Source organism: Ruegeria sp. YTSA168, assembly GCF_059610045.1.
On the sequence record NZ_JBXWMW010000004.1, the window covers coordinates 403,318 to 416,577 of the forward strand.

The window sequence follows — 13,260 nt, forward strand, 5'->3', positions numbered from 1 at the left end:
CATCCCCCTGGATCCTGAGCCTCGGTAACGAACCAATTTTCGGTTCCGCATGTCTTCGAAGCACGGGCCAGGCACATATCCAGTCCGGGTCTGGCCGAACCCCGTCGGAGAGTTCCCCCTACCATCTCCGACGGGGTCATAAACCTAAGGCCGGACCAACCTCTCAGCTTTCCAGATCATTGAGTTCATTGAGAAGATCCAGCAGCATTTCATGCTTGTCGGGACCAAGCTGGCTGCGCACGCGTTTGGCCTGTTCCACACTAACGGCCAGATTGGCGTGGATGATCTGAACCCCCGCATCGCTGATTTCGACAATCTGACGACGACGATCCTGAGGATGACGGCGGCGCACGATCAGCTTTTTCTGCTCTAACGTTTGCAGAATACGGGTCAGGCTGGGCAACAACAGGCAGGCGCGTTCGGCAATATGCGTCGGCTCCTGCGGGCCTTCTTCGTTCAAGACACGCAGCACCCTCCATTGCTGTTCGGTGACACCTGCATCAACCAGCAGCGCTCGAATTGGCCCCATCACCTTTTCGCGTGCCCGCAAAAGCGCGATGGGCAAAGATCTTGAGGTTAACGGTAAATCATCGGCCATGTTTAACCTTACCACTTTTTTTGGTGGAACGCGCACATGCCGGGTTCTGCCCGGTGTCTGCCGCGATACCTCTGGAATGCGCCTATTTGAGATCACAATAGGTTTGTTCCCAATAACTATGGATATTGACCGATACTGCATGACAGAATGTAGCAGAATCTCAAGAGTCTCATACAGGACAACGCAGAATGCCCGCTCCAAAAAACACGTTCAAACAGGCTCTGGCACAGGGCAAAAGGCAGATCGGCTGCTGGATGAGCTTTGCCGAATCCACCACTGCCGAGGTCATGGGAACCGCAGGGTTCGACTGGTTGGTTATTGATGGAGAGCACGCACCCAATGACATTCGTTCGATCCGGGATCAGCTGATTGCCTTGACCAACAGCCCGTCTCATCCCGTCGTCCGCGTACCGGTGGGTGAGACCTGGCTGATCAAGATGGTTCTGGATGCCGGCGCGCAAACCGTTTTGGTTCCGATCGTCGAAAGCGCCGAACAAGCACGGGAACTGGTCCGTGCTTGCCGCTATCCACCCGAAGGTGCACGCGGCGTTGGTGCAACATCCGCGCGCGCGACGATGTTTGGATCAACCCAAGACTACATCCAGACCGCCGATCAGGAAATCTGCCTTTTGGTGCAGGTGGAAAACCGCGCTGGTATGGCTGCGCTGGATGAAATTCTACAGGTCGACGGGATTGATGGGGTCTTTATCGGACCCGCCGATCTTTCGACCGATATGGGCTATCAGGGCAACAGCGCCGCGCCAGAAGTGCGCGCCACCATCGCCGACGCCATTAAACGGATCAGGGCCGCTGGCAAAGCGCCGGGGATTCTGGGCACCAATGATGAGGCTACCCAAGCCTATCTGGACATGGATCCGCTGTTTCTAGCGGTCGGCATTGATGTCATGCTTCTAGCCAACGCGGCGCGAGCGCTTTCGGCGCAATGGAAATCCGGCCAGAGCTAGCCCCGCATCAAAGCCGCCGCCTGCGCATACCCGCCGGATGCACCATCAACGAAATGAACGTGATCATCCCGCGTGGCGGCGGGCACAAAGCAGGTCATCATCGCCTCATCCTGCGCATGCAGGCCATATCTGATTTTGCCGCGCCCGCGCGCCTCTTCCAGCATATGTTCGATCTGGTCCAGCGTGGCATCGTCGCAATCCAGCGTCATCTTCAGCCCATCGTCGAATTTGCGGAAATCGGCATTGCGACTGACCATGCGCTTATAGTGCTCGGGCTCGAACTGACCCATACGCTTATTGGTCCAGAATAGGATCGCAATCAGAAGGTTCTGCCCCAGCAACTTCAGCTTTTGCAGCAACAGGCTGCGACCGGTTCGCGATACATGCGCATCCAGATCAACTCCCGGCGGCGGCCATGTCATGGGCGGGCCATTTTCCGGCACCGGGTGACCCGCGCGGTCCAATCCGTCCGAGGCGCGCAAGACCGATTGCGCCAGATCGGCAAAGTCACGTTCGGTTGCCTGCACCGTGGGCTGCACCACAACCGAAACGATGCGCCCATGCTGCGCCGGACTGTTGGACCAGCGACAGGACAGACCGGTCAGATCTGGCTGACTGCCCGGTTCGGCCAGCGGTACCTGATGCTCTCCGGCTTTCATCTGTGCCTCGGCCCAGGCCAAACCACCGCCCGAGAACATTGCATAGTCCACCCCGTTCGATGGCGCATACCGGGCCACGCGCAAATCCTTGCCCGCCTGACGCAGCTCTGCCACGGGAACCAACGCCGCGCGCAGTGGCATTGAAAATTCTTCCTCAGCCCACCGCCGTAACGCGGCAAGCGTCTGGCGAGCCTGATCAGCGGCACTGGGTGGCACGGCAAACCCTGCGCCATCTCCCCCAAAGACATAAGGGAATAGCTTTCCACCCATTGTGTTGATCATGCCCGAGATCACGGCCGCGCCCACCATGTTCACGGTCTTGTAACGTCCGCGCGCAATCTCTCCGGTCGAGTCGACGATATCGGCGACGCCCAGAACCCATTCATCCGGGACAGCCGCAAACGAGGACGGGTCCGCCAACTGATTGAAATCACGCAGCAGCGGCAGGTTTTCGTAAAACGCAGAATGGAGGTCTTTCATGCTCCCCCTCAGATTGAATTGAATGTTCAGATAGCTCAAACGTGATCAATGTCAGTTACCTGCAACATTCTACACGCGCTTGTGCGTTTTACCACAACATGCCAGAGAGTGATCGCAAGATTTGAAGGGAACGTTAGATGAAATCTGGGCTGGTTGTACTGTGTCTGGCCTATGTCCTCAGCCAGTTCTTTCGCGCGTTCCTCGCGGTCCTCAGCCTTGATCTGGAACGCGACATCGGTGCCACGCCCGAAGATCTGGCCTTCGCCTCGGGCCTTTGGTTTCTGGTCTTTGCGGCCATGCAAATCCCGGTCGGCTGGGCGCTGGACCGGGTTGGCCCGCGCCTGACCGCAGCCGCACTCTTGCTGGTTGGCGGCGCAGGTGGGGCAACCGTGTTTGCCCTGGCCACATCCGCCGTTCACATCAGCGTCGCAATGGCGCTGATTGGGGTTGGCTGCTCTCCGGTTCTGATGGCATCGTATTTCATATTTGCACGCGAATACCCTCCGGCCCGGTTTGCCACGCTTGCCGCGGTGATGCTGGGCGTGGGATCGGTGGGTAATCTGGTCGCCTCCTACCCAACTGCTCTTGCGGCTGAACTGCTGGGCTGGCGTGCCACCCTGCTGGGGCTGGCCGTGATTTCTGGGGTAATTGCCCTTGGCATCTGGGTCAGTGTACGCGACCCAGCCAAGGTTGAAACCGAGCACAAGGGATCGGTTCTGGACCTGCTTAAAGAACCCGCTTTGTGGCTGATCCTGCCGCTGATGTTGGTGGCGTACGCGCCATCGGCCGCGCTGCGTGGATTATGGGCCGGTCCCTATCTGAACGATGTCTTTGGGCTCAGCACCACCCAGATCGGCACTGCGACACTTGTTATGGGGGCAGCGATGATTGCAGGAACCTTCGTATATGGTCCGCTGGATCGCATTCTGGGCACGCGGAAATGGGTGATCTTCGGCGGCAATGCGCTGGCAGCTGCCGCGCTGGTTCTCTTGTGCTTGTGGGTCGACAGCGCGATCTGGGTTTCGATTTTACTGCTTGCAGTTGTGGGTTTTCTGGGGGCCAGCTTTCCGGTGATCATGGCCCATGGTCGCGCCTTTGTGCCGCCGCATCTGGTTGGACGTGGTGTCACCTTGCTGAACCTTTTTGGAATCGGCGGCGTCGGCATTGCACAATTCGCGACGGGTCGCATCCATGCGGCCAACGTTGCCGCCGGAGCGACCGTGCCTTATCTCGCCATCTTCAGCTTTTTCGCCGTGACCCTTGCCATTGGCTGCGTGATCTATCTATTCAGCCGGGACAGTGTGGACTGATTAGAAACCGGAGGGACGGCCCGTGCAGGACATCGAGGTGATCGCACCCAACCTGAAACACAGCCTTTCCGGGGTCACCACCACGGTCATTCGCCTGCTTCCGATTCAGAAAAAGATGATCGGAATCGTCGCCTCCGGGCCGGGGCTGCCGGATGACTTGCCCCATATCCGCCTGATCAAGGTTCCGTTCCTGTCGAACCGCACCCGCCGGGTCTGGCATGCCCGGCGCAACACCGAAATGCTGATGGGCCTTTTTCTGCGTAAAATCCTTCGGCGCAACCTGAAACTGCTGTTCACATCTGCCGCGCAGCGGGATCATTCGGGGTTCACCAAGAAACTGATCTCGCAAATGGACGCATTGATTGCGACAACCCCGCAAGCGGCCTCATTTCTGCAACACCCGTCAACCGTCATCATGCATGGCGTGAACACCGAACTGTTCCATCCTGCCAAAGACAAACAAGAGCTGCGCAATAAGTTAGGCCTACCAAATGGCACGCTAGTCGGCTGTTTCGGACGCATACGCCCGCAGAAAGGCGTCGATCTGCTGGTCGATGCTGCGCTGAGCGTGTTGCCCAACCACCCTGACGCCCACATCATCTTTACCGGTCGCGCCACCAGCGAATTCGAAGCGTTTCAGGCTGAACAGCAGGCGAAACTGCAAGCCGCTGGTCTGGGCGGCCGTGTGCATTTCCTGGGCGAACGCCCGTGGGGGGAGATCGTCGAAACCTACCGCGCCCTCGATCTGTTCGTCGCCCCCGCCCGCCACGAAGGGTTCGGCCTGACCCCGCTGGAAGCCATGTCCTCAGGCGTGCCGGCCATCGCCTGTCATGGCGTGGGCGCCTTTAGCGCTCAGATCAAAGATGGCGAAACCGGGCGGCTGGTTGAAAAGGATAATGCCCCGGCATTGGCAGAGGCTCTGAACCAGATGCTGTCCGATCCTGCGCAACTGGCCACCGCTGGACAGACCGCCCGCGCCCATGTGGAGCGGAATTTTCGAATCGAAGGCGAGGCCGAAGCCATCGTAAAGGTCTATCGATCTCTGCTGGACGCAGATTAGAGTGCGGTGAACGCCTCAAATCCGCGTCATTCGCCGAAAACCGATCCGAAAGCTCTTTTTTCTTTGCTGCAACGCGGCTATGAACGCGCGTCCTTAACTTTGGAGACATGAAATGGGCTATCGCGTCGTTGTCGCCGGCGCCACAGGTAATGTGGGCCGCGAAATGCTGAACATCCTGGCGGAACGCCAGTTCCCGATCGATGAAATTGCCGCTCTGGCAAGCCGTCGTTCGCTGGGAACTGAGGTGACATTTGGCGACAAGACACTGACCACCAAGGACATTGACACATTCGACTTCACCGGCTGGGACATGGCGCTGTTTGCCATTGGCTCGGACGCAACCAAGACCTATGGCCCCAAAGCGGCCGCAGCGGGTTGTGTGGTCATCGATAACTCGTCGCTTTATCGCTATGACCCGGACATTCCGCTGATCGTGCCGGAATGTAACCCGCAGGCGATCCACGACTATAAGAACAAGAACATCATCGCCAACCCCAACTGCTCGACCGCGCAGATGGTTGTGGCGCTGAAGCCGCTGCATGACCGCGCGCGCATCAAGCGCGTCGTTGTTTCGACCTATCAGTCGGTTTCGGGCGCGGGCAAAGAGGGCATGGATGAGCTTTGGGATCAGACCAAAGCCATCTACAACCCCACAACAGAAGTTGAGCCGAAGAAATTCCAGAAGCAGATCGCGTTTAACGTCATCCCGCAGATCGACGCCTTCATGGAAGACGGCTCGACCAAGGAAGAGTGGAAGATGGTTGTCGAGACCAAAAAGATCGTCGACCCGTCGATCAAAGTCACGGCCACTTGCGTCCGCGTTCCGGTTTTCGTTGGCCATTCCGAGGCCGTGAATATCGAGTTCGAGGAATTCCTGGACGAAGACGAAGCCCGCGACATCCTGCGAGAAGCCCCGGGCATCATGGTGATCGATAAGCGTGAAGCGGGGGGCTATGTCTCACCGATCGAATGCGCAGGTGATTTCGCCACGTTCATCAGCCGCATCCGCCAGGATTCAACCATCGAGAACGGCATCAACCTGTGGTGCGTCTCGGACAACCTGCGCAAAGGCGCTGCGCTGAACGCAGTTCAGATTGCCGAGCTTCTGGGCCGCGAGGTTCTGAAAAAGGGGTAAGCAATTCACCCCGACCAGAGTATACGAAGCCCCGCAGCATCACCTGCGGGGCTTCTTTTTTTGTCTGAACGCGCAATAAATGCGCCAATTCAAACTGCGGTGTGCAAAATCTGTTGAGTGTGAAGATGTTCATTAAACCGCCAGTTTCGGACAAGCCTGATCAGGACCCGATCTTGATGGCGTCCTCATACAACAGAACTGCCCGTTCGGATTCGTTCTCAAGCACATCCATCTCAGCGCAGAAATGCACGACGTCATCTAGGCTGGGTACATCTGCGGCGCTCAAGGCTTCGACAGTCGGCTGAAGCTCGGCCCAATAGGCTTTTACCTGCTTCAACGCCGTAAGCGAGGCGTCGCTTGGGGGCGTGGACATCTTGATATAGTCATTGCCGCCATCGATCAGCGCGTCGACGATCTTGCCAAACTTCGCGGCGTTCTTTTTGAACTTCTCATGATGCTCGGCCGTGTCTTTTCCTGTCGCGGCCAGGGCGATTTCCTTGCAGATTTTCTGCGTGATCATCCGCTGCCGACCCGCAAACTCCAGGGCCAGAGCCATGGACGGTTCGATATCGACCTCGCCATAAGCTGCTTCCAGCTTGCGAACGACCACGTGGCTGGCCTCTTCCAGAGGTTCCACATCGCCCACAATCATGGTCAATTGCGCATCGCTCACGGATTTGGCGGCGACAATATCCTCGACCGCGATCCGATAGGGCGCCCACAAAGCGGCGACTTCCTCAAGCGCTTTGTTGACCGAGTAGAACCGTTCGCGATCAATGCCCGACGATCCCTTGCCCTCTTTGAAACCGAGCAGGATATCGTCAAAGTCATCATGCGCTTGCTGTAGTTCGGTCAGAGCTTTGTCGGCTTCGGCGCCCATGCTCAGCAATACAGTGGCTTTTGCGACTTTCTCGCTCAGAAAGCTTAGTTTTTCAGCGGCCAAAATGCGGTGCGCCACCTGACCTGCCGCCATGGCAAGCGCGTAACCCCCAACCGGCAAGAATGCTGATAGCCCAAGCCCCAACGCTCCAGTGACGAAAACACGGCGATCGATACTCATTTTTTTACCTAGTCCTGCTGATTTTGCATATGCATTTCGAGCAAGAAGCGCGCCAAATGTCCCAGAGGAATGTTAAAAATAAGAAAATATAGTGGCTTTTCGCGCCTGAGATCAGCAAGTTAACGCGTTAGACGATCAGATCGGACAGTGAGTCCGGCCTGGGTTTCGGCCACCAAGAACCCTTCCACTTGTACGCAGGTTGATTTCAAGAGGTCGCGCTATCAGCTTGTCAGATACAGGTTTTTCTGTTGGGAAATCGCCGTGCCGAGTGCACCATCCTAAAACCCCTGTTGTTGCATTCAACGGGCGCGGGTTTAGAAATCAAGTGGTCTGGACAAGTCTCAGGCCCGCAATCGACCATATCGGCTCAAACAGAAGGCCCCGAGTAACCCCATGACGAACACCACCACTGAACAAGACCAACAGGGCACCGTAGAATACAGCCAGTCCCGTGGTTTGGTGGATCGGTTGGCGCGATTGGAATGCGCGCTTGCGTTTTCATCTTATCAATCCGGGCTATTGTATCATCTGGGGCGCGATCCCGGCGGGTCGCTGCATGTGCACCAGTCGGCCATGCCAAAACCCATGGGGCTGCATTATGATGGCCAAGGCGGGCTGATACTGGCCGGGGGTGCTCAGATTCTGAGGTTCGAGAACATTCTCGCCCCGCATGAGCGTATCAACAACGTCTTCGATGCCTGTTTTATACCTCGGGTTATACATAGTGTTGGTGAGTTGGATGTGCATGATATCGGGCTGGATACAGATGGCGCGCCCGTCTTTGTGAACACCCGTTTCAACTGCCTGTCGACTCTATCGAAGCGCCACAGCTTCGTACCTGTCTGGACCCCGCCATCTATTACTCAGATCGTGGATGAGGACCGGTGCCACCTGAATGGGATGGCCATGCGCGACGGCCAGCCCGCCTATGTCACCGCCGTATCCCAATCCAACACAATTGACGGGTGGAGAGATCGCCGCGTTGACGGAGGCGTGGCCATTGACGTCCAGAACAACCAAGTTGTGTGCAAGGGCCTATCGATGCCGCATTCCCCCCGCTGGTATGATGGCAAGCTATGGCTTCTGAACTCTGGCACCGGCGAGCTTGGCTATGTGGACGGGTTGGAGGGCGAGGCACCCGGACAGTTCAAATCGGTTGTCTTTTGCCCGGGTTTCCTGCGCGGGCTGCGGTTCTACAAGGGATATGCTTTCGTCGGTCTGTCCAAGCCACGCTACAAACGGTTCGAGGGGCTGCAGCTGGCAGATCGGCTGGATGCCGCAGACAGCGACGCCTGGTGCGGCCTACAGATCATCGATCTTGCAACCGGCACCTGTGTCGACTGGTTTCGCATCGATGGTGCCATAACTGAGCTCTATGATGTCGAGATCATCCCAGGATTTGCAACACCAATGACGGTCAGCCCCGGCAGCACTGAAGCGGCAAACCTGATCACTTGGGATGAATCAGGGCCAGCCGCTACGCCGGCTTCGCAAAGGTAACTCAACTCTACGCCTGCCGCACAACCAATATGTTGAACGTCACGCGAAACAAAGCAAGGAGTCGACTACACATCCAGAATGGCATTTAGGTGGCGAGGTCAATGAATTGACATCGCCACCTTGGATTCAGAAACCTAGTTCCATTGCATTGCTATCTAAGGGCGCCCGATCGGCGGTTTGTTTGGGTTGTCTTGCCATTGTCTGAATTTGAGGACGCCGCCAGCGGCTTCCGCAATCGCATCGAGGTACTTACTTCCTGACATGTCTAGAACCTTCTGTTCGGCGTCCTATTTGATGGTTCCATCAGTATCACCAACCTGTGTGTTGGTATCGGCATAGCCGTTGTGTTGGGCTCTGGGCGCGGACTGGAAATGCGTCTCGCCGTCCAAGTAGAAATCACCGCTGGCTTTATGTGATTGTATCAGTTTCCCACTTGTATCGACGATACCGGAACCCGCATCCTGCATGGTCTCAAGCGGAGAAGGCGTTGTGGCATGATTGAAAGTGTAGCCGCTGAAGGTTGGAGCGACCTTGGAACTACTCTCATCTTGCGTTGCTTCCAATGGAGAGAGGTTGGCAATAAGGTTAACAATTTTCCCAGTAACGGTTGTTGTCATATCCGTTGCTTCATGCGCCGTGCCACGTGATGTTTCCGAGTGGCTGATTTTGGCGCCATGATGACCAGCGGCGGCGTAGTGGTCCGGCCCTGCTATGGCAGATCCTGCTGTCAGTGCAATCACCAGTGCCGGTGCAACGATGTGTTTTTTGAGTGTGCCGAAACGTTCCATTTTTGATCTCCTTATCTTGCTGTTACATTTCCAACCTAGGAACGTGACGGCTTTGGGTATTGTGAACAGAGCTCAGTTTTTTGGGATTTTCAATCAACTAGCCACGCGGTTGCTTAGCCGCAGATTTTTGTCGTATTTAGTTCTTCAGGGGCATTCGGCCGAAAGTGTTTGACGTTTGGGCTGGCAATGCATGACGCACTGCATCGATCATGAAACCGGTTCACGCGGCAGGTGAAATCATACTGGCTCTGTCGCCTATATGAACATCAAGCTTCACGCATGAACAAAGGATAGGCTGTCAAAGCTTTTCCGCCAGTCGCAAACCTCGGCACCTACGTCATCGCCCGCCAGGCCGCGCGCGATCAGGTTGGCCAGCCTGTCTGCATGATCCGTGGTCATGCCCCATCTTACCAGTTCCGGGGTGCCTATGCGCAAGCCGTTCATGTCGCCCTGCACCTCTGGCGCCGGAAGGCCGATGCCGCAGGCCAAAAAACCCGCCTGCCGCAGGGTTTTGGACGCGGTTTGCCCACCGCCAAACGCGTTAGCCAATACAGCAAACTGGTGGGAGCAGGTGAAACCCCCTTGGCTAGCAAAGACAGGTACGCCATTGTCATTCAGGCGTTCTGCCAACCCCTGGGCCATTGCGATCATCTGTGCCGCATAGTCGGCCCCGAAATCGCGCCAATCCAGCATCGTGACCGCAAGTGCAGCCGATTTCGCCGCGTCGAAATTGGCCGTCATTCCGGGGAAGGCAATGGCGTCCAGCCGCTCGGCCAGATCAGCCTCATTGGTGACAATCAGCCCTCCGGCAGGGCCGCCTAGGCTTTTGTAGGTGCTCATTGTCATCAGATGCGCGCCTTCGGCCAGCGGGTCACGCCACGCCTTGCCTGCGATGATCCCGCACTGATGTGCGGCGTCGAACATCACTTTGGCACCCACCTCATCGGCGATGACACGTATCTCTCTCACGGGATGTTCGAACAGGTTGAGGCTACCCCCAACCGTGATCAGTTTGGGTCGTTCGCGTTTCGCCATGGCGTGTAATTGATCCAGATCGATGGTGTATCCATCTGCGTCAACCGGTGCTTCAACGGTGCGCAGCCCGAACAGACCCGCACAGCCCGCCACATGATGCGTGACATGCCCGCCAATCGACGCAGGGGGTGCGATGATCGTGTCACCCGGTTTGCACGTGACCATAAATCCATAAAGGTTTGCAATCGCGCCCGACGGCACGCGGATTTCAGCGAAACGTGCGTTGAAAACCTCTGCACAAAGCTGGGTTGCGATCACCTCGATCTCTTCGATGGCCTCAAGGCCCATCTCATATTTGTCGCCCGGATATCCAAGCGAAGGGCGCGACCCGATACCCGAAGACAGCAGCGCCTCGGCCCTCGGGTTCATGACGTTGGTGGCTGGATTGAGGTTGAAACACTCTTTCTCATGAATCTCGCGGTTCCGGTTCGCCAGGTCTTCGATCCGGTCAAGCAATACGGCCGAGGTGCTGCACGCGGTGGTCGCTGCGATCTGCTGCACAAGCGTTTCACTGGCGTCCGGGACCCAGGATCTTATGTCTATTGTCATTGCTGCATACTCCTTGCTCGGCTTCAGAATGGACGGTCTGCATGACAATGCAAATCAGTTCTGCTATTTCTTGCCCTAGAAAAACTAAGGCTAACGCATGGCGGTTCTTCCCCGACGACCCAAAGGGCCACCCCTGAACGCATTGCGCGCCTTCGAGGCGGCCGCCCGTCTGGGCAGTTTCGTTGCGGCAGCGGAGGAATTGGGTGTCACCGCAGGCGCGGTGTCACAGCATGTCAAAGCTGTTGAGGCGTGGTCCGGCACCAGCCTGTTTGAACGCAGCGCACAAGGCGTTTCATTATCTACCGCTGGTCGTTTGTTGACCGAGGATTTCACACAGGCTTTCGATCTTCTGGCAGCTGCAACCCAAAATCTGCGTAATCTGGCACCCAACCCCGAAGTTCACATTGCCGCACTGCCATCGGTCGCGCAGCTTTGGTTGCCGCCCCGTCTGGGTCGGTTGCGTGACCTGCATCCCAATCTGAACATATCCGTCACGGCGATGGAGAACCCCCCAAGCCTGTCCAGGGATCTGTTTGATTTGTCCATCTTCATATCGCGGCCCGACGAAACCGAAGATCAGATCATCGTCGAAGACGACATCATCTTTCCGGTTTGCTCGCCTAAGCTGGCGCAGGGTATCGATCTTTCAACGGCGCCGCTGCTGCACGATCAGACCTGGGACAGCGATTGGCCAGCATGGTCAGGCGCCACCGGTATCGACATCGGCGATCCGGCACGCGGCCCTCGGTATTCTCTTTACGCTTTGGCGGTCGAAGAGGCAAAATCAGGTGCGGGTGTGCTTATGGGGCATGCCGCATTGGTTGCGCAGGCACTGGATGCGCAGCAGCTCTGCCGTGTGTCTGAACACAGTCACAAAACCGGCAAAGCCCTGGTGATCGAACGTCCACACAGGTCCCGATGCCACCCGGAAATCGATCACGTCATCGATCGGCTGTGTGGAACCGATCCGAACCAGCGCCAAGGTTGGTTTAGCTAACCGGCAGCATATCCGAGATAGCGGCGGGTCCTGATATCCTCTGGCCGCGATCCGCATTGTTCAAACAGGGCACGCGACATGGCTGCGCGTGAGGAAAACCCGGTCGCAGCTACAATTTCGACCAACGACATGTCGGTCTGTCTCAGCAGGTCAATAGCTCTCTCTACCCGAAGCTCTTTATACGTATGCAGAAGCGTCGCACCGGTTTTACACAGGTATCGTCTCTGAAGTTGACGGGTCGAAGCACCCACTGCCTTTGAAAGGTCAGTGATACTCAGAGGCTCCTCGATATGCTCCAGCATGGTCGCCAGCGTCAGAATGACCAGTTCATCCCCACCTGATCTGCGAATAAGCCGATTGGCGGTCTGGCTCTCTATTGCCTGTTTTGGCTCATCCAGGCCAACATATCTGCGTACCGCATCCGCAAGATGCTCGCCATGATCACCCGATACAAAATCGGCCAGCAAACGCAGGGCACTGATGCGGGTATTGGCACTGTGCAATCGCCCGTTGGGTGAAAGATACGTTGAGGCACCGCAACTTCTTATGCCCTGCTCTGACGCTGCCGCCTGAAAACTGGAATGTATCGCTGCAATATGCCCGTCACACCCGCTGGCCTGGGCCAGCAGCATCACAGCGCCCCCAACCAGAATGACGCGGGGCGCCAGGTTCAGCACCTGGGTCGCCCAATGTTTTTGCGAGCCGCTCAGATTCCAACTGTCCTCCAGATCCCCCCAGATAACAGCCGTCCGCCCGGCCCAATACAACGGCCCACCGACCTTATCCTCGGCAAGAGCACGCAGAGTGATAACATAGCGCTGATTTTCCATCAAACCGTTCAGAGCCCGGTAGAAATCCAACGCCAGCTCTGCCGTCGCGCGGGATGCATTCGGGTGCAAAATGACATCAACATATTGAACCCGCTCAGACACCGCTGCAAAGGCGTTTGCCTTGTTTTCGGGTTCGTTACGCAGGACGTAGTGTTTCATATGTCATGACACTTCTGGTTTGAGTGGTAGAGAGCGGGAAGCGCTCTGCTACCTGTGGGTACTCCCCCTTTGGGGGTGGATGTTTTTATTCAGCGGCTTCGATGTATTCGGTCATTGGGGGGCATGTGCATATGA

At 56.9% G+C, this 13,260-nt stretch carries 12 protein-coding genes; 6 read left to right on the plus strand and 6 right to left on the minus strand.

What is annotated here, in order from left to right:
* Positions 1-163: 163 nt before the first annotated feature.
* Positions 164-598 (minus strand): homoprotocatechuate degradation operon regulator HpaR, encoded by a 435-nt coding sequence (gene hpaR / locus AC2FFE_RS11290; protein ID WP_496818794.1) that lies wholly within the window; start codon positions 596-598, stop codon positions 164-166.
* A gap of 188 nt (positions 599-786) precedes the next feature.
* Between hpaR and AC2FFE_RS11295 the strand changes: the two genes are divergently transcribed.
* Positions 787-1,563 carry an aldolase/citrate lyase family protein gene (locus AC2FFE_RS11295; protein WP_496818793.1) on the plus strand — a complete coding sequence of 259 codons (777 nt, stop codon included), beginning with the start codon at positions 787-789 and terminating at the stop codon, positions 1,561-1,563.
* Here the strand turns inward: AC2FFE_RS11295 and AC2FFE_RS11300 are convergent.
* Positions 1,560-2,702 (minus strand): DUF3095 domain-containing protein, encoded by a 1,143-nt coding sequence (locus AC2FFE_RS11300; RefSeq protein WP_496818792.1) that lies wholly within the window; start codon positions 2,700-2,702, stop codon positions 1,560-1,562. The two genes, AC2FFE_RS11295 and AC2FFE_RS11300, sit on opposite strands and share 4 nt — an antisense overlap.
* Positions 2,703-2,839: 137 nt before the next feature.
* On the opposite strand from AC2FFE_RS11300, the gene AC2FFE_RS11305 reads away from it, so the two are divergent.
* The 3 genes from AC2FFE_RS11305 (at position 2,840) to AC2FFE_RS11315 (ending at position 6,207) form a co-directional block, all read left to right on the plus strand.
* Positions 2,840-4,012, plus strand: a complete 1,173-nt coding sequence (locus tag AC2FFE_RS11305) for an MFS transporter (RefSeq protein WP_496818791.1) — start codon at positions 2,840-2,842, stop codon at positions 4,010-4,012.
* Positions 4,013-4,034: 22 nt separating this feature from the next.
* On the plus strand, positions 4,035-5,072 hold the full coding sequence (locus AC2FFE_RS11310) for a glycosyltransferase family 4 protein (protein WP_496846667.1): 1,038 nt from the start codon (positions 4,035-4,037) through the stop codon (positions 5,070-5,072).
* A gap of 112 nt (positions 5,073-5,184) precedes the next feature.
* Positions 5,185-6,207, plus strand: coding sequence for an aspartate-semialdehyde dehydrogenase (locus AC2FFE_RS11315; RefSeq protein WP_496818789.1), 1,023 nt, complete (start codon positions 5,185-5,187; stop codon positions 6,205-6,207).
* A gap of 160 nt (positions 6,208-6,367) precedes the next feature.
* Here AC2FFE_RS11315 and AC2FFE_RS11320 read toward each other — a convergent pair whose 3' ends face one another.
* Positions 6,368-7,267 carry a type IV pili methyl-accepting chemotaxis transducer N-terminal domain-containing protein gene (locus tag AC2FFE_RS11320; protein ID WP_496846668.1) on the minus strand — a complete coding sequence of 300 codons (900 nt, stop codon included), beginning with the start codon at positions 7,265-7,267 and terminating at the stop codon, positions 6,368-6,370.
* A gap of 393 nt (positions 7,268-7,660) precedes the next feature.
* On the opposite strand from AC2FFE_RS11320, the gene AC2FFE_RS11325 reads away from it, so the two are divergent.
* Positions 7,661-8,767, plus strand: a complete 1,107-nt coding sequence (locus AC2FFE_RS11325; protein WP_496846669.1) for a TIGR03032 family protein — start codon at positions 7,661-7,663, stop codon at positions 8,765-8,767.
* A gap of 287 nt (positions 8,768-9,054) precedes the next feature.
* Here the strand turns inward: AC2FFE_RS11325 and AC2FFE_RS11330 are convergent, their stop codons facing one another.
* Both AC2FFE_RS11330 and glyA read right to left on the minus strand, forming a co-directional pair.
* Positions 9,055-9,555, minus strand: coding sequence for a hypothetical protein (locus AC2FFE_RS11330; RefSeq protein ID WP_496846670.1), 501 nt, complete (start codon positions 9,553-9,555; stop codon positions 9,055-9,057).
* Positions 9,556-9,828: 273 nt separating this feature from the next.
* Complete coding sequence (gene glyA, locus AC2FFE_RS11335) at positions 9,829-11,139, minus strand: serine hydroxymethyltransferase (RefSeq protein ID WP_496818785.1); 1,311 nt, start codon at positions 11,137-11,139, stop codon at positions 9,829-9,831.
* 97 nt (positions 11,140-11,236) lie between these two features.
* Between glyA and AC2FFE_RS11340 the strand changes: the two genes are divergently transcribed.
* Positions 11,237-12,136: a LysR family transcriptional regulator gene (locus tag AC2FFE_RS11340; protein ID WP_496846671.1), complete on the plus strand. Its 900-nt coding sequence runs from the start codon at positions 11,237-11,239 to the stop codon at positions 12,134-12,136.
* On the opposite strand, the gene AC2FFE_RS11345 is transcribed toward AC2FFE_RS11340, so the two are convergent.
* A complete protein-coding gene (locus tag AC2FFE_RS11345; protein WP_480550866.1) occupies positions 12,133-13,125 on the minus strand; it encodes a helix-turn-helix domain-containing protein in 993 nt (330 codons plus the stop codon). The genes AC2FFE_RS11340 and AC2FFE_RS11345 overlap by 4 nt on opposite strands.
* Positions 13,126-13,260: the final 135 nt, after the last annotated feature.